Origin of the sequence: Variovorax sp. PMC12, from assembly GCF_003019815.1 — a bacterium.
Lineage (GTDB): Bacteria > Pseudomonadota > Gammaproteobacteria > Burkholderiales > Burkholderiaceae_C > Variovorax.
Genome location: NZ_CP027773.1, coordinates 2736129 through 2759825, shown reverse-complemented (window position 1 = coordinate 2759825; position 23697 = coordinate 2736129). Strand labels below are relative to the sequence as shown.

General features: G+C 69.3%; 21 protein-coding genes. 7 read left to right on the top strand and 14 right to left on the bottom strand.

Annotated features, from left to right (window positions below; translation table 11 throughout):
- Positions 1-153: 153 nt before the first annotated feature.
- From C4F17_RS12950 to C4F17_RS32805, 7 genes are all read left to right on the top strand, one after another.
- Positions 154-657, top strand: coding sequence for a (2Fe-2S)-binding protein (locus C4F17_RS12950; RefSeq protein ID WP_106937537.1), 504 nt, complete (start codon positions 154-156; stop codon positions 655-657).
- Complete coding sequence (locus tag C4F17_RS12945; RefSeq protein ID WP_106935506.1) at positions 654-2903, top strand: xanthine dehydrogenase family protein molybdopterin-binding subunit; 2250 nt, start codon at positions 654-656, stop codon at positions 2901-2903. The genes C4F17_RS12950 and C4F17_RS12945 overlap by 4 nt, the downstream gene beginning before the upstream one ends.
- On the top strand, positions 2900-4204 hold the full coding sequence (locus tag C4F17_RS12940; RefSeq protein ID WP_106935505.1) for a c-type cytochrome: 1305 nt from the start codon (positions 2900-2902) through the stop codon (positions 4202-4204). The genes C4F17_RS12945 and C4F17_RS12940 overlap by 4 nt, the downstream gene beginning before the upstream one ends.
- Before the next feature lie 205 nt (positions 4205-4409).
- A complete protein-coding gene (locus C4F17_RS12935; protein WP_234382799.1) occupies positions 4410-5135 on the top strand; it encodes a hypothetical protein in 726 nt (241 codons plus the stop codon).
- A gap of 201 nt (positions 5136-5336) precedes the next feature.
- Complete coding sequence (locus C4F17_RS12930; protein WP_106935504.1) at positions 5337-6905, top strand: TerC family protein; 1569 nt, start codon at positions 5337-5339, stop codon at positions 6903-6905.
- A gap of 24 nt (positions 6906-6929) precedes the next feature.
- A complete protein-coding gene (locus C4F17_RS12925; protein WP_106935503.1) occupies positions 6930-7541 on the top strand; it encodes a flavin reductase family protein in 612 nt (203 codons plus the stop codon).
- A gap of 223 nt (positions 7542-7764) precedes the next feature.
- Positions 7765-8280: a hypothetical protein gene (locus C4F17_RS32805; protein ID WP_159053656.1), complete on the top strand. Its 516-nt coding sequence runs from the start codon at positions 7765-7767 to the stop codon at positions 8278-8280.
- 37 nt (positions 8281-8317) lie between these two features.
- Here C4F17_RS32805 and C4F17_RS12915 read toward each other — a convergent pair whose 3' ends face one another.
- The 14 genes from C4F17_RS12915 to paaE all read right to left on the bottom strand — a co-directional run bounded on the left by C4F17_RS12915 (position 8318) and on the right by paaE (position 23693).
- Positions 8318-9121, bottom strand: a complete 804-nt coding sequence (locus C4F17_RS12915; protein WP_106935501.1) for a CPBP family intramembrane glutamic endopeptidase — start codon at positions 9119-9121, stop codon at positions 8318-8320.
- A 68-nt stretch (positions 9122-9189) separates the two neighbouring features.
- A complete protein-coding gene (locus tag C4F17_RS12910; protein WP_106935500.1) occupies positions 9190-10053 on the bottom strand; it encodes a ChbG/HpnK family deacetylase in 864 nt (287 codons plus the stop codon).
- A complete protein-coding gene (locus C4F17_RS12905) occupies positions 10046-11662 on the bottom strand; it encodes an ArnT family glycosyltransferase (RefSeq protein WP_106935499.1) in 1617 nt (538 codons plus the stop codon). Before C4F17_RS12905 ends, C4F17_RS12910 begins: the two co-directional genes overlap by 8 nt.
- Positions 11659-12744 carry a glycosyltransferase family 2 protein gene (locus tag C4F17_RS12900; RefSeq protein WP_106935498.1) on the bottom strand — a complete coding sequence of 362 codons (1086 nt, stop codon included), beginning with the start codon at positions 12742-12744 and terminating at the stop codon, positions 11659-11661. Before C4F17_RS12900 ends, C4F17_RS12905 begins: the two co-directional genes overlap by 4 nt.
- Complete coding sequence (locus C4F17_RS12895; RefSeq protein ID WP_106935497.1) at positions 12741-13325, bottom strand: phosphatase PAP2 family protein; 585 nt, start codon at positions 13323-13325, stop codon at positions 12741-12743. Before C4F17_RS12895 ends, C4F17_RS12900 begins: the two co-directional genes overlap by 4 nt.
- A gap of 161 nt (positions 13326-13486) precedes the next feature.
- Positions 13487-13936, bottom strand: coding sequence for a hypothetical protein (locus C4F17_RS12890; protein ID WP_106935496.1), 450 nt, complete (start codon positions 13934-13936; stop codon positions 13487-13489).
- 108 nt (positions 13937-14044) lie between these two features.
- A complete protein-coding gene (locus C4F17_RS12885) occupies positions 14045-14605 on the bottom strand; it encodes a methyltransferase family protein (protein ID WP_081266388.1) in 561 nt (186 codons plus the stop codon).
- A gap of 29 nt (positions 14606-14634) precedes the next feature.
- Positions 14635-15402: an SDR family NAD(P)-dependent oxidoreductase gene (locus C4F17_RS12880; protein WP_234382796.1), complete on the bottom strand. Its 768-nt coding sequence runs from the start codon at positions 15400-15402 to the stop codon at positions 14635-14637.
- Positions 15399-17459 carry a phenylacetic acid degradation bifunctional protein PaaZ gene (gene paaZ, locus C4F17_RS12875; protein ID WP_081266387.1) on the bottom strand — a complete coding sequence of 687 codons (2061 nt, stop codon included), beginning with the start codon at positions 17457-17459 and terminating at the stop codon, positions 15399-15401. Before paaZ ends, C4F17_RS12880 begins: the two co-directional genes overlap by 4 nt.
- Positions 17460-17613: 154 nt before the next feature.
- The gene (locus C4F17_RS12870; protein ID WP_081266386.1) at positions 17614-18345 is read right to left on the bottom strand and encodes an ABC transporter ATP-binding protein; all 732 of its coding nucleotides are present in this window, start codon (positions 18343-18345) and stop codon (positions 17614-17616) included.
- A complete protein-coding gene (locus C4F17_RS12865) occupies positions 18342-20252 on the bottom strand; it encodes a branched-chain amino acid ABC transporter ATP-binding protein/permease (RefSeq protein WP_106935495.1) in 1911 nt (636 codons plus the stop codon). Before C4F17_RS12865 ends, C4F17_RS12870 begins: the two co-directional genes overlap by 4 nt.
- Entirely contained in the window at positions 20249-21277 is a 1029-nt protein-coding gene (locus C4F17_RS12860; RefSeq protein ID WP_106935494.1) for a branched-chain amino acid ABC transporter permease, read from the bottom strand. The genes C4F17_RS12865 and C4F17_RS12860 overlap by 4 nt, the downstream gene beginning before the upstream one ends.
- 137 nt (positions 21278-21414) lie before the next feature.
- Entirely contained in the window at positions 21415-22560 is a 1146-nt protein-coding gene (locus C4F17_RS12855; RefSeq protein ID WP_081265687.1) for an ABC transporter substrate-binding protein, read from the bottom strand.
- 47 nt (positions 22561-22607) lie between these two features.
- Positions 22608-23693 (bottom strand): 1,2-phenylacetyl-CoA epoxidase subunit PaaE, encoded by a 1086-nt coding sequence (paaE, locus tag C4F17_RS12850; RefSeq protein WP_106935493.1) that lies wholly within the window; start codon positions 23691-23693, stop codon positions 22608-22610.
- Positions 23694-23697: the final 4 nt, after the last annotated feature.

Here is a 23697-nt window from a genome sequence, read left to right as displayed (position 1 = left end):
GGAATGCTGGCAGCCTCCGACGGACCGGAAGCTGACGATGAAAACTTTCGTTGCCGCTTGCCGGCAGGTTTGGAAAAGCCCGAGCGCATTTTTCAAACTGGCGCTATGGTGCAGTCCCGACCCCCGATGAAACAAGCAGAAAAGGCAGGGCCCATGATTGATATCAACATCAACGGCCAGTCCGTTGCTGTCAACGCTCCCGACGACATGCCCTTGCTCTGGGCATTGCGCGACATCGTGGGGCTGACAGGAACCAAGTTCGGCTGCGGCATCGCGCAATGCGGCGCCTGCACCGTGCACCTCGACGGCCAGCCCGTGCGCTCTTGCGTGCTACCGGTCGGCGCGATCGGAAAGAAGGCCGTCACCACCATCGAAGCCATCGCGCTGACCCCGGCCGGCCAGAGCATCCAGAAGGCCTGGCTCGACGTGGACGTGGTGCAGTGCGGCTACTGCCAGTCCGGGCAGATCATGTCCGCCGCGGCGCTGATACAGCGCACGCCCAACCCGAGCGACGCCGACATCGACCTCGCCATGTCGGGCAACGTCTGCCGATGCTGTACCTACTCGCGCATCCGGGCCGCCATCAAGCAGGCCGCCACGGGCAAGCCGGAGGTGCTGCAGTCGGTGGTGACGATGCCGGCCAGGAGCGCATCGTGAGCGCCGCCGCCGGAATCAGCCGGCGCGCCGCCCTGCAGGCGGGTGGCCTGGCGCTGGCCTTCACCTGGGTCGGAGGCAGCAAGGCCTTTGCGGCCATCAGCGCGCGCCAGCAACCCGCGGACGCGGCCGCCGCGCTTGCGGACGGCAACCCCGCCTTCGCGCCCAACGCCTTCATCCGCATCGACGCCGACGGCGGCGTGCGCCTCGTGATGCCGATGGTGGAGATGGGCCAGGCCATCTACACCGGCTCGGCCATGCTGCTGGCCGAGGAACTCGGCGTCGAGCTCGACCAGGTGCGCGTGGAGCATTCGCCGCCCAACGAAGCGCTCTACGGCATGCCGCTGCTCGGCGGCCAGATCACCGGCGGCTCGACCAGCACGCGCGGCACCTACTCCGTGCTGCGCGAGGCCGGTGCCGTCGCGCGCACGCTGCTGGTCGGCGCAGCCGCCGCGCAATGGAGCGTCGACCCCGCGAGCTGCACGGTCGCGCGCGGCGTGGTGAGCCATGCGGCCTCGAACCGGCAGCTCGGCTTCGGCGCGCTCGCATCGGCCGCCGCGAAGCTGCCGATGCCGGCCAAGGTGGCGCTGAAGGAGCCCAAGGATTTCAAGCTCATCGGCCAGCCGCTGCGGCGCGTCGACTCGGCCGGCAAGGTCAACGGCAGCACGCAGTTCGGCATCGACGTGCGTGTGCCGGGCATGAAGGTGGCGACGGTCAAGGCCAGCCCCACGCTCGGCGGCGTGCTGGCCTCGGTGGACGACAAGGCCGCGCGCGCGATTCCCGGCGTGATCGACGTGCTGCGCATCAAGGACGCGGTCGCCGTGGTGGGCGAGCATTTCTGGGCCGCCAAGCGCGGCCTCGACGCGCTCAAGATCCGTTGGACACCGGGGCAGAACGCCACGCTCACGACGCAGCAGTTGCGCTCGGCGCTGGCCGATGCGCTCGCGAAGGACAAGGCCATCGTCGGCAAGGAAACCGGCAAGCGGCCCGAGGGCACGCTGGTACAGGCCACCTACGACCTGCCGATGCTGGCGCACGCGACCATGGAGCCGCTCAACACCACGGTGCATGTGCGGCCCGACGGCTGCGAGATCTGGGTCGGCACCCAGGTGCCGGCGCGCTGCGTGAGCGTGGCCGCCAAGATCACCGGGCTGGCCGAGGACAAGGTCGTGCTGCACAACCAGTACCTGGGCGGCGGCTTCGGCCGCCGGCTGGAGACCGACTCGGTCGAACAGGCCGTGGCCTTCGCGAAGCAGGTGGCGTATCCGCTGAAGGTGGTGTGGACGCGCGAGGAAGACATCCGCCACGACATCGTTCGGCCGATGTACCACGACGACATCTCGGCCGTGGTCGACGGCGACGGGCAGATCCTGTGGTTCGGCGACCGCATCTCGGGCGGCACCGTGCTGGGCCGCTGGGCGCCGGCCTTCATGGGCAAGGACGGCATGGACGGCGACCTGATCGAATGCGTCGCCGAGCCCTGCTACGACCTGCCGAACCTCAAGGTGGAGTGGGTGCGGCACGACATGCCGAGCGGCCTGAACGTCGGCTGGTGGCGCGGCGTGGGGCCGACGCACAACCTCTTCGTGCTGGAGAGCTTCATCGACGAACTGGCGCAGCGCGCGAAGAAGGACCCAGTGGCCTACCGGCGCGCGCTGCTGAAGAAGAACCCGCGCACGCTCGCGGTGCTCGACCTGGCCGCCGAAAAGATCGGCTGGGGCAAGGGCGCGCTGCCGGCACGCGTGGGGCGCGGCGTGGCCGTTGGCGACCCGTTCGGCAGCCGCGTGTGCGCCATGGTCGAGGTCGAGGTCACGCCGCAGGGCGAGGTGCGGCTGCGGCGCGCGGTGGTCGCGCTCGACTGCGGCATTGCGGTGAACGCGAGCTCCATCGAGGCGCAGATCCAGGGCGGGTTGTTGTTCGGGCTCAGCGCCGCGCTGTTCAGCGAGATCACGCTGCGCGACGGCGCCATCGAGCAGAGCAACTTCCACGACTACCGGATGCTGCGCATCAACGAGTCGCCACCGGTCGAGGTCCACACCATCAAGAGCGGGGAGGCGCCCGGCGGGCTAGGAGAGGTCGGCACCGCCATCGCCGCGCCGGCGCTGGCCAATGCGATCTTCGCGGCCACCGGCGTGCGCCTGCGCGCGTTGCCCGTGAACCGCGCGCTGCTGGTGCAGGACAAGGAAGCGCTGAAGAAGAAGATCGCCGATGCCCCGCAGGCGGCGCCAGGCGAAAGGAGCACGGCATGAAGCGACTCTTCAAGCTGCTGGTGGCCGTGTTCGTGGTGGGCGCGGCGCTGTACTTCTTTCTGAACCGCACCGACAAGTCGGAGGGCGAGGCGCCCGTGCTGGCCGGCGCGCCGGCCGATGCGGCGCTGCTGGTGCGCGGCGAGTACCTCACCAAGGCCGCCGACTGCATCGCGTGCCACACGGTGCCCGGCAAGGGCGAGCCCTTTGCGGGCGGGCTGCCTTTCGTGCTGCCGTTCGGCACCATCTATTCGTCGAACATCACGGCCGACCCGGCCACCGGCATCGGCAACTGGAGCGACGAACAGTTCGTGCGCGCCATGCACGACGGCGTGCGCGCCGACGGGAAGCGCCTGTACCCGGCGTTCCCGTACACCGCGTACACAGCGCTCAGCCGCAAGGACGTGCTCGCGATCAAGGCCTATCTCTTCAGCCTGCCCCAGGTGAAGCAGCCGAACCGCGAGCCCGACCTGGGCTTTCCGTTCAACCAGCGCTGGGCCATGGGCTTCTGGAACGCGGCCTTCTTCAAGAGCCGCCGCTTCGAGGCCGACCCGTCGCAGCCGCCCGCGTGGAACCAGGGCAAGTACCTGGCCACCGCGCTGGGCCATTGCGCGGAATGCCACACGCCGCGCAACTTCGCCTTCGCGCTGGAGACGAGCAACAACCTGGCGGGCGAAACGGTCCAGGGCTGGCGCGCCTACAACATCACGTCGGACGCGAAGAACGGCATCGGCGGATGGAGCGACGCGGAGATTGCCGCCTACCTCACCACGGGGCACGCCGATGGCCGGGGCTCGGCCTCGGGGCCGATGGGCGAGGCGGTGGAGCACAGCCTGCAGTACCTGAAGGCCGAGGACACCGCGGCGCTCGTGAGCTACCTGCGCACGGTGCCCGCGAAGTCCGGCAAGGATCCGATCGAGATCGATGCGAAGGCGCCCTGGGCCGTGGCCTCGAGCGCGGCCGCGCCGGCGGCCAACACGGCCGAAGGGCATGAGCAGGGGCTCAGGCTCTTCGCCGCGGCATGCGCCAGCTGCCACCAATGGAACGGCCAGGGGCAGCAGACCAGCTACGCGTCGCTGCTGGGAACGCGCGGAGTGAACGACCCCGGCGGCGCGAACGTCACGCAGATGATCCTGCGGGGCGTGAAGATGCGCGTGCACGACAACGAGGTCTACATGCCCGCATTCGACAAGGCCTACACCGACACCGAAGTCGCGGCGCTCGCGAACTACGTCATCGCGCAGTTCGGCAACAAGCAGGGGACGGTGACGCCGGAGTTCGTGGCGAAGCAGCGCGCGCAGTGAGCGCTTGAGCAGGGCTCGCGCAGCGGCCGGCGCGGAATTTAAATCTTCCTACCTATCGGCCCCGCCGACGCAGCGCCGATACCGGAAAAAAGAGCCCCGCGACGGCAGGCGCACGCGCGTTCGGACCGCGTCGCGCTGTTAAGGTGTGCCCCTGCTTTTTTCGATCCAGGCCCTGCGCGCGCTGTCCGCGCATCGGGCAGTCCACATGCCTATCCGCCACGCCAGAATCTTTCCCCGCCACGCGTTCCACTGCGTGCTGGGCGGTGTGGCCGTGGCCTATGCGTTGTCCGCGGTGATGCTGGTGCCCGCGCGAATCTTCATCCTGCCGTTTCTTTCCGACGGCGAGCCGGTGTCCGACGAGGGCATGCTCTTTCTCGCGTCGATGGCCGTTCCGGCGGGGCTCTACCTGATCGTCTGGCGCGGCGGCGATTTCTTCGCGTGGTGGCGCACGCCGCCGGTGCTGACGCTCGGCGCGCACGGCCTGCAGCTCGGCCGCCGCACCGTTGCCTTTGCCGACGTGACGCGGCTGCGCCATCGCCACGGCCGCGACCACATGCTGATCACCACGCGCAGCGGCAAGACCACGCGGCTGCGGCTCGGCCTGTGGGACCACGCGGCCGCGCTGCGGGCCGAGGTGGAGGAGGCGATCGGCAAAGTGCTGCGCGGCGATGTCGAGCGGCGCATGCATGCCGGCGACACGGTGGACTTCGGCGCGTTGGCCATGAATGCGGAAGGTCTGGTGCACGAGGGGCAACTCATCGCCTGGTCGAGCATCGACACGGTGCACACGCAATCGGAAACCGACGGGGTGCTGGTGGACGAGCATCTGGTGATCATCGCGAACGGCCGGACGCGCCGCATCGACCGCTCGAAGATCGAGAACGAACCGGTGCTGCTGGCCTGCCTGATGCAGCGCCTGCCGGCCGGCTGACTCGGGTTCTATAGACTGGAGGGGTGAAATCTTCCTCCGAGCCTCCCAGTAGGCCGCTGGCCTGCGCCAGCTTCCGCCTGTCTCCGTGCGCCGCGACCGACCCCCTCGCGGCTCCCGTCCATTCCGCCTCTTCCCTGTTGTCGCCCGACATGGCCCGCGCCATGCCGGGCCATGCGCGTTGCCGCGCCTTCTTCTTCCACCATGATCGTTGAACTGCTCACCGACCCCGCCGCCTGGATCGGTCTCCTGACGCTGGTCGTCCTGGAGATCGTGCTGGGCATCGACAACCTGATCTTCATCGCGATCCTCGCGGAGAAGCTGCCGCCGCACCTGCGCGACCGCGCCAGGCGGCTAGGCCTGGGCCTGGCGCTGTTCATGCGGCTGGCGCTGCTGTCGGTGGTGTCGTGGCTGGTCACGCTGACCACGCCGCTGTTCACCGTGTTCGGCCAGGGCTTTTCGGGGCGCGACCTGATCCTGCTGGTGGGCGGCCTGTTCCTGCTGTTCAAGGCCACCGCGGAGCTGCACGAGCGGCTAGAGGGCGTGACGCACACGGCCGGCGGCTCCACCGTCTACGCGAGCTTCGGCCTGGTGGTGACGCAGATCGTGGTGCTCGACGCGGTGTTCTCGCTCGACGCGGTCATCACCGCCGTGGGCATGGTCGACCACCTGCCGGTGATGATGGCGGCGGTGATCATCTCGATCGGCATCATGCTGTGGGCGTCGAAGCCGCTCACGCGCTTCGTCAATGCGCACCCCACTGTGGTGGTGCTGTGCCTGAGCTTTCTGCTGATGATCGGCCTGAGCCTGGTGGCCGAGGGCCTGGGCTTCCACATTCCGAAGGGCTACCTGTACGGCGCCATCGGCTTCTCCGTGATGATCGAGGCGCTGAACCAGTGGGCCAAGCGCAATGCGCTGAAGCACGAGGCGCGCCGTCCGCTGCGCGACCGCACGGCCGAATCCATCCTGCGGCTGCTGGGCGGCCGCGTGCCGGGCGAACCGGCACCGGCCGGTGCCACGGCCGACGGCGAAGCGCCGCTGCCCGAGCCCGCGTTCGCGCTCGAGGAGCGCAACATGGTCAGCGGCGTGCTGTCGCTGGCCGAGCGCAACGTGCGCTCGGTGATGACGCCGCGCGCCGACATCTCCTGGGTCGACCTGAACGACGACCCCGAGGCGGTGCGCGAGCAGCTGCTCGACACGCCGCACGGCATCTTCCCGGTGTGCCGCGGCTCGCTCGACGAGGTGGTGGGCGTGGCGCGCGCGAAAGACCTGCTGGGCCACCTGCTGCGGCACGGAAAGATCGACGAGAGCGGCGGCCTGCGCGCGCCGATCTACGTGCCCGAGTCGACCACCGTGATCCGCCTGATCGACACGCTGCGCGGCGCGCGCGGGCAGCTCGCGCTGGTCAACGACGAGCACGGCACCCTGACCGGCGTGGTCACGCCCATCGACGTGCTCGAAGCCATCGCGGGCGAGTTTCCTGACGAGGACGAGACGCTGGAAATCCAGCAGACCGCCGCCGACACCTGGACGGTTTCCGGCAGCGCCGACCTGCACCTGCTGGAGCAGGCGCTGCAGACGCACGGCCTGCTGAGCGACGACGACAGCTACACCTCGGTCGCGGGCTTCCTGCTCGCGCGCTTCGGCGGCCTGCCTCCGCAGGGCCGGACATGGGTGCACGACGGCTGCGAATTCGAAGTGACCGACGTCGATGCGCAGCGCATCCGCACGGTGGTGGTGCGGCGCCTGCCTGCGACAGAATCAGGCAACTGAACTGCCGCTCCCGGAGCCCCTGCCATGAACGTCCCCCACCACCGCCTGCCCGTTCCCCTCGACAAGGCCTACCGCCTGCTCAACCACGGCCCCACCGTGCTGGTGAGCGCGGCGCACGGCGGCCAGCGCAACATCATGGCCGCGGCCTGGGCCATGCCGCTGGATTTCGCGCCGCCCAAGGTGGCGGTGGTGCTCGACAAGAGCACCTGGACGCGCGTGCTGCTCGAAGGCGCCGGCAGCTTCGCGCTGCAGGTGCCCACGCGCGCGCAGCTCGACCTGACGGAAGCGCTGGGCAACAGCTCCGGCCGCGAGATCGTCGAGCAGTCGGGGCACGACAAGTTCGCGGCCTACGGCCTGCAGACCTTCGCGGGCACGGCCACCGATGCGCCGCTGCTCGAAGGCTGCGCGGCGTGGCTCGAATGCCGCCTGCTGCCGGAGCCGCACATCCAGCAGAGCTACGACCTGTTCCTGGGCGAGGTGATCGCCGCGCAGGCCGATTCGCGCGTGTTCGCCAACGGGCGCTGGAATTTCGACGGGCATGACGAGCTGCGCACGCTGCACCACGTGGCGGGCGGGCACTTCATCGTCGACGGGGAGGCGGTCGATGCGCGGCCGCTGCCGGCTGCTCGGACCTAGGCCAAGTAGTGGGCAGCGGCGCTGGTGGCCACAGACCTTGCAGCATCAACGTGTCTCCGCGGACAGTTGAGCATCGGCTCCAAAGCTGCCGGTAGTCCGAGCAATAGGGCTCTTTCGTGACAAAGGCCCGTGGTCCTCGCCCGTCTCACTCTCACAATCTCTCGCCTTTGAAACCTCGGCACACTCGCTGGCCGAATCCGCGAGCGACGGCTGCCTAACTGATATGAACAAGCATCTTGCACCTCGTCTGCCATCGGGCCGGCTTTTTCGCTCCATCGTGGCTGCTTCTTGCACAGCCATCCTCGCAGCGTGCAGCAGTACGCCGCCAATACCGTACGCGCTCCCCGACGGCATACCTAGTGCCAATTTGCGGAGTGTTCTGGTCGGAGCTTCCGGGCGCCATGAGTCGATCAGCGTGTGGATGTCGGGCGATCTGGCCCGTGGTCTAGGCTCCGGTAATCTATTCGACGTCCGGTCGTCCAAGAGCAAGCCCGAGGGCTATGTCAAAGTCCCCGCGAACGAAGAAATAACCCTCGTCTACTTCGAAATGGCGTCCGGCAATCGCACATGCAACATTGCGATCAAAACGGTGCTGGAAGCTGGAAAGAACTACTCGCTTGAAGGCGGCTTCGCCTACGAGGAGGGCGTGATCCCGATTCTTTTCGGAACACGCAAGTGCAGACTTGGAGTCATCGACGATGCGACGCGGCTGCCGGTTCCATTGCGGTCCGGCAAGTAGATGCGTCGACCCAGCATGCGTGGCTCCGATCCGCGATCTAGGCCGACGTAGGCCGCGCCGGCTTGGCCACCAGCATCAGCCGCAGCACCAGCGTGCCGCACACGGCGGCGGCAAGTGCAAGCAGCGCGACCCACAGCAGGCGTGCCGGCGACGCGGCGTCGAGCCAGTCCGCCAGCAGCAGCGTGGCGCTGTTGTACGCGGCATGCAGCGCAATGCAGGGAATGAGCGAGCGCGTGCGCTCGTAGAGCCACGCGAGCACCGTGCCCATGATGAGGCCGACCACGAACTGGTAGATGTTCATGTGCGCGGCGCCGAACAGCAGGGCCGAGAGAAAAATGGCCTGCCAGCGCGGATAGCGCTGCAGGAAGCCGCGCAGCACAATGCCGCGGAACAGCATTTCCTCGAGCAGCGGCGCCACCACGCACACCGCCAGCACGGCCGCCACGCTGCCGTCGGCCATGCGGCTGAACATGGCTTCTTCCCAGGCCGAGAGCGGCGCGATGCGCACCAGCAGGTTGAACGCGGAGGTGACGGTCAGCAGCAGCGCGGGCACCAGCAGCAGCACCGGCGGCACCACCAGCAGCAGCGTGACGCCGGCGGAAGCGCGCGACTGGTGGAACAGCTCGCGCCATGTGAGCTGCTGCGCATGCATCACGGCCGCGAACACGCAGCCGTTGCCGAGCACCGCCGACAGCACGCCGATCTGCATGCCGTTCAGGCCGAGCCACCGGTTGGCATCGCGCAGCGCCGCACCCACGACGATCTCGCACAGGCACAGCGCGAGGAACAGCAGTGCGGCTTGCGCCGCCGAGGGAAAGGCGGTGCTTTTCGGGGAGGGCATGGGAGAGTCGGGCTGCGCGGATGAGGAGGCGCGCATGTTAGCGCCCCCGTGTTGCACATGGCGGGGGCCTACGCGTGGGCGAGTTCGCCGCGCCTGAAGACCTGCGACAGCGGCGTGATCGCGATCGCGCCGGCTTGCCCCTGGGGTGGCAGCGAGAGCGCGCGCAGCACCGCGTATTCGCGCATGCGCGCAGAGCCGTGCGGATCGCCGGGCTGGATGCCGGTCGAGGGGTGGCACATCAGCACGTCGCCGGTGCGGCAGGCCGCGAGCCAGTCGGCAAGGCGCGCTTCGTAGCCCTGCACGTCGCCGGTGAAGTCGTACACGCCGAGCAGGCGCCGGCTCACCGGAATGCCGTGCTCGGCGGCGAGCGCTGCCAGCCGCGCGCCGCCCAGCGCATGGATCACGCGGGCCTTCAGCCGGTCGGGGCCGCTCCAGGCGCCGGGCGCGGTATAGCGCACCCACGGTGGCGACTTCGGGTAGCGGCGCACGATCTCGTCGACCAGCAGCTCGCGCACCACCGGGAACTGGTGCACATGCCGGTGGCCGTCGACGAACGCCGGCGCACGGCCCATCGCGTCTTCGAAGCGGGTGAACTGGTCGCGGATGTCGGCGTGCAGCACGGGCGAGAACACGGTGCGCGTGTAGGTCCGCGCGATCAGCCCCGCGAGGCCGGGCTCGGGGCCGTCGGGCGTGTCGGGGCGCGTGAGGTCCAGGTGCAGGCCCACGTCCAGCCGCGTGGCGTCCAGCCGCCGCAGCGCCCGTGCGCCCGCGGCCCATGCGCCGCGCCGTACCATGCCGCTGGTCGCGGAGATCTTGCCCAGCTCGGCAAGCTCAAGCACGGCGGCGTTGATGCCGGGGCTCATGCCGAAGTCGTCCGCGCACACGCAGAGGTGGCGCATCGTCGGTTCCAGCGGGCCGGTGGTGTCAGTCATTGCCATTCGTGGAGGGGGCAGGCACGGGAGGGGATGGTATGGCGGCACCGGCGGGCGCGGAGGCAGGGGCGCCCAGGCAGTCCGGGTCGCGCGTGGCGCTCCCCGCGAAGCGCCAGGCCGCGATGCTTTCGTTGACCGCCACCAGCTGCGCCTTGCCCAGCCATGGGTTCGACAGCTGCGAGGCGATCGGCCCGACCAGCCAGGTGGTGCGCGGCACGCACAGCACGGGCGCCAGCTGCGTCCGGTCGATCAGCGTGGCGTCGGCGCGCGCGGGCTCGAAGCGGCTCGCGTCGAAGATCTCCTTGCGCCAGTTGTCGCGGGTGTCGGTGGCGGCGGCCTTCCAGTCGTCCGACACGAGCACCGGCTGGCGCAGGTTCCAGTAGAAGGGAATCTCGTAGTAGTAGCTGTCGAGCATCATCACCTGGTCGCCCGGCGCCACCGACTGGCCGGCCGGCAGCCGCAGCCGCGTGCCCGGCGGCACCGAGTAGAGCGCGACCGCGACCACGCACGCCACGCACAGCACGGCCGCGACCGCCGACGTGGCGCGCATCCTGGGCAGCAGCTTCTCGACGGCGCGCCCTGCCAGCACGCGCTGCGCGATCAGGCAGGCCAGCGGCGGCAGCGCGGGCAGCACGTAGCCCACCAGCTTGGACCGCGGCAGCGAGAAGAACACCACGATCACCGCCAGCCAGATCCACATGAGCCAGTCGACGTCGGACAGGCGCGACCGGGGCTCCCCGTCCTTGCCGCGCGGCACGAGCACCCACGCGAACCACGGCAGCGTGAGCACCGCCAGCACCGGTACGTAGAACCAGAACGGGTGCTCGTTGTTGAACCCCGACGAAGCGAAGCGCCGGAAGTGCTGGGTGATGACGAAGTAGTCGAAGAACTCGGGGTACTTCAGCTGCATGGCAACGAACCACGGGCCCGCCGCCGCCAGCAGGATCGCCCAGCCCGGCAGCCAGAGCGCGAGCTTCAGCACCACGGTCTTGCGCGTGGCGGCGCACCACAGCACCAGCACCGCACCGGGCAGCACCAGGCCGATCAGTCCCTTGGCCAGCAGCCCGGCCGCGGCCATCAGGTAGGCGCCCGCGAGCAGGGCGCGCCAGGGCTCGCCGCGCTCCCGCGCCAGCGCCGCGCCGGCGGCCAGCAGCACCGTGGCCGAGATGCAGCCGGCCACCAGCATGTCGAGGTTGGCGAACTGCGCGCCCAGGAAGAAGAAGGGGGTGGTCACCAGCACCACGGTCGACAGCAGCGCCTGCCGCATCGTCGACCAGCGCCGCAGGAACAGGAACAGCGCCGCCGCCGCCGTGCCCGCGCCGATGATCGAAGGCAGCCGCGCCGCCCATTCGACCGGGCCCGCCACCGACATCGCCGCCGCGCCGATCCAGTAGAACAGCGGCGGCTTGTGGAAGAAGGGCAGGCCGTCCAGCCGCGGCACCAGCCAGTCGCCGGAATGCAGCATCGCCAGCGCCACGCTGCCGTAGCGCCCTTCGTCGGGCGCCATCAGCGGGCGCACCCAAGCGGTCGCGAGCAGCCACGCGAACAGCGCGGCAATGAGCCAGAGGGGTCGGGGCGATGTCCACCAGGCGGAGCCGGGCCGTCTCATGGTTTCCCGGGCTCGGCCTGGAGTCCCTTGCCGTGTTCGCGCCGGACCACGTACAGCGGACGCCCCTTCACCTCCTCGTAGATGCGGGCGATGTACTCGCCCACGATGCCGGTGGAGATCATCTGGATGCCGATGAAGAACATCAGGCTCACGACGATGGTGGTCCAGCCGGACACGGAGTTGCCGAACAGCAGGTGGTCGATGGTCACGAAAGTGCCGTAGCCGAAGGCCGGCACCGCGAGCAGGAGGCCCGCCACGCTCACCATGCGCAGCGGCCAGGTGGTGAAGGCGGTGAGGCCGTCGATGGCCAGGCCGATCAGCCGGCGCGCGTTGAACTTGGTGGTGCCTTCGGCGCGCGGCGCGGGCGTGTAGGGCAGCGCCACGGCGCGGAAGCCCACCCAGGCGTAGAGGCCCTTCATGAAGCGGCTGCGCTCTGGCATGGCCATGAGCGCGTCCACCACCTTGCGGTCCATCAGGCGGAAGTCGCCCGCGTCCTTGGGCACCTCGAAGCGGTCCGAAGAATTGACGAGGCCGTAGAAGAGCTTGCTGCCGAGCCGCTTGAAGCGGCTTTCGTCGCTGCGCTGCTCGCGCACCGCGTAGACCACCTCGGCACCGGCCGTCCATTGCGCGAGCATCGCGTGGATCAGCTCGGGCGAGTGCTGCAGGTCGCCGTCGAGCAGCACCACGGCGTCGCCGGTGGCCGCCGCAAGGCCGGCGGTGAGTGCGGCTTCCTTGCCGAAGTTGCGCGACAGTGAAATGCAGCGGAAGCCCGCGAGCTCGCACCATGCCTCGGCCACGGCGGCGGTGTCGTCGGTGCTGCCGTCGTCCACCACGATGATTTCCCAGCGCAGCCGCGTGGCCCAGAGGATGTCTTCCAGCAGCGGCAGCATGAGGCGCAGGTTGGCCGCCTCGTTGTAGCAGGGAATGACGCACGAGATGCTGCGCGCGTCGGGGGCGGGTGCGTCGGGCATGCCGGCCTGGGCCAGCGGCTCGGGGGTGCCCGAGGTGTGGGGCGGCAGGACCGCGCCGGGAGCGATGCCGGCACCGGGGCGCGAATGTCTTGCGGCGGACGAAGAGATCATGAGTGCCTCCAGAGAGAGCTGGTCGCCGGACTGTCGGCGGATGCGCGGCCAGTTCGCGGGACGAAGAAGAGAAAGAGCCACCGCGCGATGGCGATCGCGCCGGCAATCACCGCGCCCAGCAGCAGGCCGGCGACGATGTCGAGCGGGAAATGCACGCCCACGTACACGCGCGCCCATCCGGTGGCGGCGGCCAGCGCCAGCAGCGGCACGCCGATGCGGCGCAGGCTGGGGCGCAGCATGAAGGCCAGGGCGACCATGAACATGACGGCCGCGTGCGTGCTCGGCAGCGAGCCGCGGCTCGCATGCTCGATGTAGGCCTGGCCCAGCCCCGCCGCGAACGGGCGAGGAACATTGAGGCCCGTGGCGATGGTGTGCGCGATCAGCGAAGTCACGCCGGCGGCGGCGGCCACGATGCACAGGTAGGCGCGGTCGGCGCGTTGCCGCCACAGCGCCACCACGACGATGCCCGCGGCGAGCCAGCTGCCCCACAGCGCGAAGGCGACGGCGACCGAGAGCACCCACGGCGTGGGATGGCTGCCGGCGTGGATCCAGTGAAAGAAGGCGAGGTTCAGCGCGTCCATGGCGCCACTCCTTGCGGATGGATGCAAACAACAGGCGCAGGGCTGCGCAAGGTGCGGCAGGCGCACCTGAAAAATTTGGACATGTCAGTCCTTTCGACGAGGAAGAGAGGCCCGCTGCGCAGACGTCAGCGGGAGGACGCGACGCGCGAGGCGCCGGTTTCTCAGATCCCGTAGGGCGGGGCGGCGGTGGGCGGCAGGCGCCGCCAGGGCTGCGCGCAGGGCGGCGCGCCGCCGTGCGGCGGCACGTGCTCGGGCGCTTCGCGCACGATGGGCGTGGCAAGCCGTGCCAAGGCCACGGCCAGCGGCAGCATCGCGAGCACCATGGCCATGAGCGTGCTCAGCCCGAAGTCGAAGGCGTCGGGGTGGTCGATGCTCGCCGGCGCCTGGGCGAAGACCGTGGTCTCGTGGTCGCTCGGGTGGTCGGCGCGATCGTCGGCCTCGAACTGCGTGGTGTCGCTGACGCTGCGCACCCGCAGCATCGGCTCGTCTTCCAGGCCGTCGCAGCGGTAATGGACCGCGATGAAGGGCTGGAGAACAACCAGCAGCAGGCCCGCCACGCACCACCAACGGTAGTGCGCTCTGGCGAAATGGCGGACGCGTGCGAGAAGCATGCGGGAATGCTAGGAGGTTCGTGTGAACGGAACCTGATCGTGCGGGTCAGCATCCCGCAAGGTAGCGGCACGGGCCTGCGGTATAAGGCGCGCGCCCGCGCCGTGCAGCTACAGAACGAAGGGAATGAAGCGCCGCGTGCGCCGCATGTAGTCGCGGTAGGCATCGCCGAAATGCGCGATGCATTCCTGCTCGTCGCGCAGCGCCGTCATGAACAGCAGCACCGTGGCCGCGAGCACCAGCAGCAGCGTGAGCCAGCTGAACTGCTTGAGAAACGCACCCCAGGCCAGCAGCATCAGCGCGGTGTACATCGGGTGGCGGATGTAGCGGAAAGCGCCGCTGCTGACGACGGCGGATGTCTTCTCGAAGCCGTAGAGCGCGGGGTCGTCGCTGCGCGCCTCTGTCGGCTTGCCCTGCGCCTTGAGCAGGCGCACCGCATGGATCGGCAGCCAGATCGACAGCACGAAGAAGATGCTGGAGACGATCTGCCTGGCCGAGAACGGATCGTCATGCCACCACGGCAGGTTGACCAGCGCCAGCACCAGCATGCATTCCCATGCGAAGAAGCGGTAGAAGCCGTGCGAGCCGGGCCGGCTCAGCGGGCCGCGCGAAGCGTAGAGCAGCGCGGCGGTGCCGGCAATGAAGGCGAAGATCTGGAACCAGAAGAGCATGGCGGCCGAATTTACACGGCCGCGTTGATCTATCCGGCTATAGAAAACCCGCCGTCCACGGGAATCGCGGTGCCCGTCACGTAGTCGGACGCGGCGCTCGACAGGAACACGGCGGTGCCGGCGATGTCGCCCGGCTGGCCCCAGCGGCCGGCGGCGGCGCGGGCCACCACGCGGTCGTACAGGCCCGGGATCTGGCTGCGCGCGCCGTCGGTGAGCTCGGTCTCGAACCAGCCGGGCAAGATCGCGTTGACCTGGATGTTGTCGGGCGCCCACGAGAGCGCGGTCGACTTGGTGAGCTGCACGATGCCGGCCTTGCTCGCGGCGTAGGCCGGCGCATAGGGCGCGCCGAAGATCGACATCATCGAGCCGATGTTGATGATCTTGCCGCCGCCCGCGGCCTTCAGGTGCGCATGCGCGGCGCGGCTGCACAGGAAGGCGCTGGTGAGGTTGGTGTCCATCACCTTGTGCCATTCGGACAGCGCGAGCTGGTCGACAGGCTTGCGCACCGTGGTGCCGGCGTTGTTGATGAGGATGTCGAGCCGCCCGCAGCGCGCGGCGGCCTCGTCGAACAGCTTCTGCACCGAGGCCTCGTCGCTCACGTCGGCTTCGAGCGCGAAGCTGTCGCTGCCCAGCGCCTTCAGCGCCTCGACCGCGGCGGCCGACTTCTGCGTGTTGCGCGCGGCCACGATGACGCGCGCGCCGGCCTTGGCAAGTCCTTGCGCCATGCCGAGGCCGATGCCCCCGTTGCCGCCCGTGACCAGCGCGACCTTGCCCGTGAGGTCGAACATCGTCGTCATGCCTGCACCGCTTCCGGCTTCTTGGAGACCAGCGTCAGGATGTCGTAGCTGGCGACCAGCTCGCCGTCCTGGTTGGTCACTTCCACGTCCCAGGCCACCACGCCCTGGCCCTGGCCGCTGGCGTCTTTCTTGTTGCGGTCGATCTTGCGCTTGCAGGTCAGGCGCGCCTGGATGGTGTCGCCGATGCCCACGGGCTTGGTGAAGCGCAGCGTGTCCAGGCCGTAGTTGGCGAGCACCGGGCCGGGCGAGGGCGAGACGAACAGGCCGGCCGCCGCCGACAGCACGAAGTACCCGTGCGCAATGCGCTTGCCGAACGGCGACTGCTTCGCCGCCACCTCGTCGAAGTGCATGTAGAAATAGTCGCCCGAGATGCCGCCGAAGGCCACGATGTCGGCCTCGCCGACCGTGCGGCGATGCGTGAGCAGCGAGTCGCCGACCCGCAGGTCTTCGAAGTAGCGGCGGAACGGATGCACCTCGCTCTCGCGCACGGCCGCGCCGCGCACATGCTCGCCGGTGATGGCGGCCAGCATGGTGGGCGAGCCCTGCAATGCGGTGCGCTGCAGGTAGTGCTTGACGGCGCGCAGTCCGCCGAGCTCTTCGCCGCCGCCGGCACGCCCCGGGCCGCCGTGCTTGAGCTGCGGCAGCGGCGAGCCGTGGCCGGTCGATTCGGCCGCGGCCTCGCGCTCGAGCACCAGCAGCCGGCCGTGCCATGCGGCAGCCACGGGAATCGCCTTGGCGGCGATGGCCGGGTCGCGCGTGACCAGCGTGCCGACCAGGCTGCCGCGGCCGCGCGCGGCCAGTGCCAGCGCCTCGTCGATGCCGTCGTAGGGCATCAGCGTGCTGACGGGGCCGAAGGCCTCGACGTCATGCGCGGCGTCGTGCTCCAGCGGCTTGCGGCTCAGCAGCAGCGTGGGCGCGAAGAAGGCGCCTTCGCCCACGCCGTCGCCCACCGGCGAGAAGCCGTCGCGCTCGCCGTACACCAGCTCCGCGCCCTGCAGCAGCGTGGCCACGCGCTCGGCCACGTCGGCCTGCTGGTCGCGCGAGGCCAGCGCCCCCATGCGCACTTCTTCGCGCGACGGGTCGCCGACCACGGTCTTGGCCAGCCGCGCGCGCAGCCGCTCGGCCACCGCGTCGAGGTGCTGGCGCGGCACGATCGCGCGGCGGATGGCGGTGCACTTCTGGCCGGCCTTGATGGTCATCTCGCGCGCGACCTCCTTCACGAAGAGATCGAACTCCTCGTCGTCGGGCGTCACGTCGGGCGCGAGGATCGCGCAGTTCAGCGAGTCGGCCTCGGCATTGAACGGGATCGACTGGCGCACGATGTTGGGGTGCACGCGCAGCTTGGCGGCGGTGTCGGCCGAGCCGGTGAAGGTGACCACGTCGGGCCCTTCGAGCCGGTCGAGCAGGTCGCCCGTGCTGCCGATGACCAGTTGCAGGCTGCCCGCGGGCAGGATGCCCGACTGCACGATGAGCCGCACCAGCGCTTCCGTCAGGTAGCTGGTGGCCGTGGCCGGCTTGCCGATGCAGGGCATGCCCGCGAGGAAGCTGGGCGCGAACTTCTCGAGCAGGCCCCACACCGGGAAGTTGAACGCGTCGATGTGCACCGCCACGCCGCCGCGCGGCACCAGGATGTGCGTGCCCGCGAAGCCGCCCTTCTTGCCGAGCGGGAAGGCCGGGCCTTCGTGCACCAGGTTGCCCGAGGGCAGCTCGTTGGTGCCGATGCCGGCATAGGCGCTCAGCGTGCCCGCGCCGCCTTCGATGTCGATCCAGCTGTCGGCGCGCGTGGCACCGGTGTGGGCGGAGATGGCGTAGAGCGTTTCCTTGTTCGCGGCGATGTACTTGGCCAGCGCCTTCAGGCGCTCGGCGCGCTGCTGGAAGTCGAGCTTCATGAGCTCGGGAATGCCGGTGCGGCGCGCGTACTGCAGGGCCTCCGCGAAGTCGATGGCCTCGGCGTGGGTGCTTGCCACGGGTTGGCCGTTGACGGCGCTGCGCAGCTGCTGCGCGGCCTGCTGGCCGATCCAGCGGCCGGCGATGTAGCTTTGGAGGGTGGTGGTCATGGTGCGGGTCCTTTCGCGATGTCTGTCTTGCTCCTTCCCCCTCTGGGGGAAGGCGGGGATGGGGGCCAGCGGCATCGGTTCGGCGCTGTGCCCTGTCAGCGGCCGCCGTGCCCCCACCCCAACCCTCCCCCGGAAGGGGAGGGAGAAAAACCGTTCAATCCTTCTTGCCGATACCCAGGTAGGTATCAATGATCCGCTGGTCATGCAGCAGGTCGCGCGCCTTGCCTTCGAGCGCCACGGCGCCCATCTCCAGCACATAGGCGCGGTCGGCCACCTGCAGCGCGGCGCGTGCGTTCTGCTCCACCAGCAGCACCGACACCCCGTGGCTGCGCAGCTGCGACACCACGCGCAGCACTTCGCGCACCACCAGCGGCGCCAGGCCCAGTGAGGGCTCGTCGAGCATCAGCAGGCGCGGGCGCGCCATCAGCGCGCGGCCGATGGCCAGCATCTGGCGTTCGCCGCCCGAGAGCGTGGAGGCCATCTGAGGGCGGCGTTCCTTCAGGCGCGGGAAGATCTCGAAGATCTCGTCCATGCGCGCGCGCTGGTCGCGCTTGCCCTTGCGCCACTGGTAGAAGCCGCCGAGCAGCAGGTTGTCTTCGACCGACATCTCGCCGAACAGCTCGCGCCGCTCGGGCACCAGCGCCACGCCGCGCGCCACCATGGTCTCGACGCCGGGGCGCGCGATGCGCTCGCCGTCCAGCATCAGCTGGCCGGTCGATTGCAGCAGCCCCATGGCCGCGCACAGCAGCGTGGTCTTGCCGGCGCCATTGGGGCCGATCACCGTGACGATCTCGCCTTCGTTCACCTGCAGGCGCACGCCGTGCACCGCTTCCACGGTGCGGTAGGCAACGCAGAAGTCTTCCAGTTGAAGAATGGGATGGCTCATCGTGCGTCTTCCAGCAGTTCGTCGTCGGCGCCGCCCAGGTAGGCTTCGAGCACGCGCGGGTTGGCCTGCACTTCGGCGGGCGTGCCGGTGGCGATGACGGTGCCGAACTCGAGCACCGTGATGCGGTCGGCCAGGTTCATCACGAATTCCATGTCGTGCTCCACCACCAGGATGCCGAGGCCTTCGGCGCGCAGCTGGCTCAGCAGTTCGGAGAGCGCGCGCTTTTCCAGGTGGCGCAGGCCGGCGGCGGGTTCGTCGAGCAGCAGCACCGAAGGCTGGGCGGCGAGCGCGCGGGCAATTTCCACCACGCGCTGCTGGCCGAGGGAGAGCGATGCGGCGGGCGTCTCGGCATGCGCGCCGAGGCCGCATCGGTCGATGTGCCTGCGGGCTTCGGCCATCAGCGCGGCCTCTTCGGCGCGGTCCAGGCGCAGCATGGCCGCGAGCCAGCCGCGCTTCGCACGCAGGTGGGCGCCGAGCGCAACGTTCTCGGCCACGCTGCGCTGCCCCAGCAGGCGCACGTGCTGGAAGGTGCGGCCCAGGCCCAGCGCGGCAAAGGCGCGCGAAGGCTTGCCCGACATCGGCTGGCCCACCAGGCGCACTTCGCCCGTGGTCGGGTCGTCCACGCCCGAGATCATGTTGAAGAAGGTGCTCTTGCCGGCGCCGTTGGGGCCGATCAGCGCATGCACCTCGCCGGCCTTCAGCGTCATCGAGATGTCGTTGTTGGCCACCAGGCCGCCGAAGCGCTTGCTCACGCCGTCGGCCTGCAGCAGCAGGGTGCCGGCGGCGGGCACCGCGCGCTGTGCGAGCGGCTCCATCGTCGATGCGGCGGGACCGGCGCCGGCGGCGCGCGGCACTTCGCGCACCCAGCGGCGCGACAGCCGCGCCAGCGTGGGCCACAGGCCGTCGGCAAAGCGCTGCAGCACGAACAGCATCAAGAGGCCGAACACCACCACCTCGAAGTTGCCGCTGGTGCCCAGCAGCGCGGGCAGCACGTCCTGCAGCTTTTCCTTGAGCAGCGTGATAAGCGTGGCGCCGAGCACCGCGCCCCACAGGTGGCCCGCGCCGCCCACCACCGCCATGAACAGCATCTCGATGCCGATGTTGAGGTTGAAAGGCGTGGGATTCACGAAGCGCTGCATGTGCGCATAGAGCCAGCCCGAGATGGCCGCGAGCAGGGCCGCCAGCACGAACAGCTTGATGCGGTGGCGCGCGGTGTCCACGCCCATCGACTCGGCCATCAGCCGGCCGCCCTTGAGCGCGCGGATGGCGCGGCCCTCGCGCGAGTCGAGCAGGTTGTGCATGGCCCACAGCGCGAGCAGCAGCACGGCCCAGATCACCACGCCCAGCATGCGCGGCGTGGCGAAGGAGACGCCCGCCACCACCAGCGGCGGAACGCCGGTGATGCCGGTCTGGCCGCCGAGGAATTCCATGTTGCCGAGCAGGAAGTAGAGGCTCAGGCCCCAGGCGATGGTGCACAGCGGCAGGTAGTGACCCGAAAGCTTGAGCGTGACCGCGCCGAGCGCCCAGGCCAGCGCGAAGGTCAGCACCAGCCCCAGCAGCAGGCCGAGCCAGGGCACCAGCGCCGAGCCCGCGAGGCCGCCGAGCCAGCCGGCGGCCGTGGGCGAAGTGCATATCCAGGCCGTGGCATACGCGCCCATGCCGACGAAGGCAGCCTGACCGAAGGAGGTCATGCCGCCCACGCCGGTCAGCAGCACGAGGCCCACCGCCACCAGGGCGTAGAGGCCGATGTTGCTGAGCACCGAGACGGTGAACTCGGGCAGCCAGCCCCAGGCCAGCGCGAGCGCGACGATGAAGACCAGCGTGAGTACGCGCGGCGTCACCAGCGGGCGGCCCTCGGGCGCCGCGTTCGCGGTGGTAGAAGCGGTGGTCGACGGAGACTGGTTCATTCCTCGTCCTCCACATGATGGCTGTTGAGCGAGCGCCACAGCAGCACCGGGATGATCAGGGTGAACACCAGCACTTCCTTGTATGCGCTGGCCCAGAAGGAAGAGAAGGCTTCGAGCAGGCCGACCAGCAGCGCGCCCGCGAGCGCCAGCGGATAGCTCGCGAGCCCGCCGACGATGGCGGCCACGAAGCCCTTCAGGCCGATCAGGAAGCCGGTGTCGTAGTAGACCGTGGTGATGGGAGCGATCAACAGCCCCGAGATGGCGCCGATGACGGCGGCCAGCGCGAAGCTCAGGTCGCCCGACAGTTCGGTGGGAATGCCCGAGAGCCGTGCGCCCACGCGGTTGATGGCGGTGGCGCGCAGCGCCTTGCCGATCATCGAGCGGCCGAAGAACCAGAACATGGCGATCACCAGCACCAGCGTGACGCCGACCACCACCAGCGACTGTCCGTTGACCGGAATGCCGCCGAGGTCGAAGCGCGCCTCGGAGAACGCGCTGGTGCGCGAACCCTCGGCACCGAAGAAGAAGAGCCCCAGGCCGACCAGCACGCCGTGCAGCGCCACCGAGACGATCAGCAGCATCAGCACGCTGGCGTCGGCCAGCGGGCGGTAGGCGACGCGGTAGAGCAGCGGGCCCAGCGGCGCGATCAGCACCAGCGTGGCGAGCGACTGCATCGCGAGCGATGTGGGCTTCAGGCCCAGTATCAGCACCGCCGCCAAGGCCGGGAAGGCCACGCACCATGTCAGCGCCGAGCGCCAGTCGACGACGGCGCCGCGCTTCCAGCGCCATGCTTCCACCACCAGCACGATCACCGCCAGCGCCAGCAGCAGCCACAGCGTGGAAGGCGCGCGGCCGCCCTGCAGCGCGGCCATGGAGAGCGCACCGAAGGCGACGAACTCGCCCTGCGGGATGAAGATCACGCGCGTGACCGAAAACACCAGCACCAGCGCGAGCGCCATCAGTCCGTAGACCGCGCCGTTCACGATGCCGTCCTGCCCCAGCAACAGGGCAATCTGCAAATCCATAAAACAACCTTCGGGCGTCGCCCGTGACTCAGTTCAGGAACACCGAGGAACCGGCTTTGCCGGGCCTCAGGTGTTGCCCCCGGCAGGGGGTGGGAGAAGCGACACGAAGTGCGCGGAGCCTGGGGGTGAGCCCAGGATCAGGGCTGATACTTCCAGGCGCCGTTCTCGATCTTCACCATCACGCGGGCGCGCTGGTCCAGGCCCAGGTGGTCCTGCGCGGTCATGTTGAACACGCCGTGCGCGCCGGACACATCCTTGGTCTGCTCCAGCGCGTCGCGCAGCGCCGCACGGAATTCGGGCGTGCCGGGCTGCGCCTTCTTCAGCGCGGCCGGCACGGCCGAGCTCATCAGCAGGCCGGCGTCCCAGGCGTGCGCGCCGAAGGTCGAGACCGAGCCCTTGCCGTAGGCGGCTTCATACGCGGACACATAGGCGAGCGCGGACTTCTTCACCGGGTTGCTGGCCGGCAGCTGGTCGGCCACCAGCACCGGGCCGGCGGGCAGGAAGGTGCCTTCCACGTCCTTGCCGCCCACGCGCAGGAAGTCGGCGTTGGCCACGCCGTGAGTCTGGTACATCTTGCCGCCGTAGCCGCGTTCCTTCAGCGTCTTCTGCGGCAGCGCGGCCGGCGTGCCGGAGCCGGCCACCAGCACCGCGTCGGGCTTGGCGGCCATGATCTTCAGGGCCTGGCCGGTCACCGAGGTGTCGGTGCGGGCATAGCGCTCGTTGGCCACGACCTTGATCTTCTTCAGGTCGGCGGCCTTGGCGAATTCCTGCGACCAGCCTTCGCCGTAGGCGTCGGAGAAGCCGATGAAGGCGACGGTCTTCACGCCGTTGGCGGCCATGTGCTCGGCGATGGCCAGGGACATCATGATGTCGTTCTGCGGCGTCTTGAACACCCACTTCTTCTTGGCGTCCATCGGCTCGATGATGCGGGCCGACGCGGCCACCGAGATCATCGGCGTCTGCGCTTCGCTGGCCACGTCGATCATGGCGAGCGAGGCCGGCGTGGTGGTCGAGCCCAGGATCACGTCGACCTTGTTCTCTGCGATGAGCTTGCGCGTGTTGTTGACGGCCGCGGTGGTGTCGGAGGCGTCGTCCAGCACGATGTAGTTGATCTTCTGCCCGCCGATCGTCTTGGGCATCAGCGAGATGGTGTTCTTCTCGGGGATGCCCAGCGATGCTGCCGGGCCGGTGGCCGAGATGGTGACGCCGACATTGACGTCGGCCCACGAGGCGGCGGCGGTGGCGCACAGCGCTGCGATCAGCAGGGGCTTGAAGAATTTCATTTGGACTTGTCTCCGGGTTGAAAAATTGTTGAGGACTGAAGTATCTATCACCGCTCGTCGAAGGAGAGCGTGACGCATTCGGTGAGGGGGTGCGCCTGGCAGGTCAGCACGAAACCCGCGGCCACCTCATTCTTGTCGAGAGCGAAGTTGCGCTCCATTCGGACTTCCCCGTCCACCAGCTTGGCGCGGCATGTGCCGCACACGCCCGACGTGCAGGAGAACGGCACTTCCAGCCCCGCCGCCGAAGCCGCGTCGAGGATGCTGGGCTGGCCTTCGGTGAAGGTGATCTCGCGCTGCAGGCCGTCGCGCACGATGGTGATGCGCGACTGCTTGGCGTCGCCGGGCTGGGCCTCGTGCACCACCGCGCCCACCTGCGTGGCCGAGGGCAGCGCCACGCCGAAGCGCTCGATGTGGATGCGCTCCTCGGGCACGCCCGCCGCCAGCAGCGCGGCCTCGGCCTCGTCGTTCATCTGGAACGGGCCGCACACGTACACATGGTCGATCTGCGCGGCGGGCACCACGCTCTGCAGGAATTCGCCGATCTTCTCGCGGTTCATCACGCCGAAGCCCAGGGGCGAATCGGTGTGCTCGTCGGAGAACACGTGCTGCAGCACCAGCCGGGTCATGTAGCGGTTCTTCAGGTCCTCGATTTCTTCCTTGAACATCGTGGACTGCAGCTGGCGGTTGCCGTAGATCAGCGTGAAGCGGCTCGCGGGCTCGCGCGCCAGCACCGTCTTCATGATCGACAGGATCGGCGTGATGCCGCTGCCGCCCGCGATGCCGACGTGGTGCCGCGCCGAGGCCGGCTCGATGGGCACGAAGAAGCGGCCCTGCGGCGCCATCACCTGCAGGGTGTCGCCGGGCTGCAGGCTGGCGTTGATCCAGTTGGAGAACACGCCGCCGCGCACCTTGCGCACGCCGACGCGCAGCTCGCCGTCGTCGAGGCCGGCGCATATCGAATAGGAGCGGCGCAGGTCCTGGCCGTCGATGTCCTTGCGAAGCGTGAGGTACTGGCCTTGCGTGAAGCCGAACACTTCCTGCAGGTCGGTGGGGACTTCGAAGGACACGATGACGGCCTCGGCCGTGTCGGGCTCGATGGCCTTCACGCGCAGGGGATGGAAGAGGGTGCTCATCGCG

Coding starts and splice junctions, on each gene's coding strand:
- C4F17_RS12870 (WP_081266386.1), bottom strand. CDS start 18,345: ATGAGCCATCCCATTCTTCAACTGGAAGACTTCTGCGTTGCCTACCGC.
- C4F17_RS32805 (WP_159053656.1), top strand. CDS start 7,765: ATGAACAAGCATCTTGCACCTCGTCTGCCATCGGGCCGGCTTTTTCGC.
- C4F17_RS12935 (WP_234382799.1), top strand. CDS start 4,410: ATGCCTATCCGCCACGCCAGAATCTTTCCCCGCCACGCGTTCCACTGC.
- C4F17_RS12950 (WP_106937537.1), top strand. CDS start 154: ATGATTGATATCAACATCAACGGCCAGTCCGTTGCTGTCAACGCTCCC.
- C4F17_RS12880 (WP_234382796.1), bottom strand. CDS start 15,402: ATGACGACGATGTTCGACCTCACGGGCAAGGTCGCGCTGGTCACGGGC.
- paaE (WP_106935493.1), bottom strand. CDS start 23,693: ATGAGCACCCTCTTCCATCCCCTGCGCGTGAAGGCCATCGAGCCCGAC.
- C4F17_RS12855 (WP_081265687.1), bottom strand. CDS start 22,560: ATGAAATTCTTCAAGCCCCTGCTGATCGCAGCGCTGTGCGCCACCGCC.
- paaZ (WP_081266387.1), bottom strand. CDS start 17,459: ATGACCACCACCCTCCAAAGCTACATCGCCGGCCGCTGGATCGGCCAG.
- C4F17_RS12890 (WP_106935496.1), bottom strand. CDS start 13,936: ATGCTTCTCGCACGCGTCCGCCATTTCGCCAGAGCGCACTACCGTTGG.
- C4F17_RS12930 (WP_106935504.1), top strand. CDS start 5,337: ATGATCGTTGAACTGCTCACCGACCCCGCCGCCTGGATCGGTCTCCTG.
- C4F17_RS12915 (WP_106935501.1), bottom strand. CDS start 9,121: ATGCCCTCCCCGAAAAGCACCGCCTTTCCCTCGGCGGCGCAAGCCGCA.
- C4F17_RS12860 (WP_106935494.1), bottom strand. CDS start 21,277: ATGGATTTGCAGATTGCCCTGTTGCTGGGGCAGGACGGCATCGTGAAC.
- C4F17_RS12905 (WP_106935499.1), bottom strand. CDS start 11,662: ATGAGACGGCCCGGCTCCGCCTGGTGGACATCGCCCCGACCCCTCTGG.
- C4F17_RS12900 (WP_106935498.1), bottom strand. CDS start 12,744: ATGATCTCTTCGTCCGCCGCAAGACATTCGCGCCCCGGTGCCGGCATC.
- C4F17_RS12895 (WP_106935497.1), bottom strand. CDS start 13,325: ATGGACGCGCTGAACCTCGCCTTCTTTCACTGGATCCACGCCGGCAGC.
- C4F17_RS12865 (WP_106935495.1), bottom strand. CDS start 20,252: ATGAACCAGTCTCCGTCGACCACCGCTTCTACCACCGCGAACGCGGCG.
- C4F17_RS12885 (WP_081266388.1), bottom strand. CDS start 14,605: ATGCTCTTCTGGTTCCAGATCTTCGCCTTCATTGCCGGCACCGCCGCG.
- C4F17_RS12910 (WP_106935500.1), bottom strand. CDS start 10,053: ATGACTGACACCACCGGCCCGCTGGAACCGACGATGCGCCACCTCTGC.
- C4F17_RS12940 (WP_106935505.1), top strand. CDS start 2,900: ATGAAGCGACTCTTCAAGCTGCTGGTGGCCGTGTTCGTGGTGGGCGCG.
- C4F17_RS12925 (WP_106935503.1), top strand. CDS start 6,930: ATGAACGTCCCCCACCACCGCCTGCCCGTTCCCCTCGACAAGGCCTAC.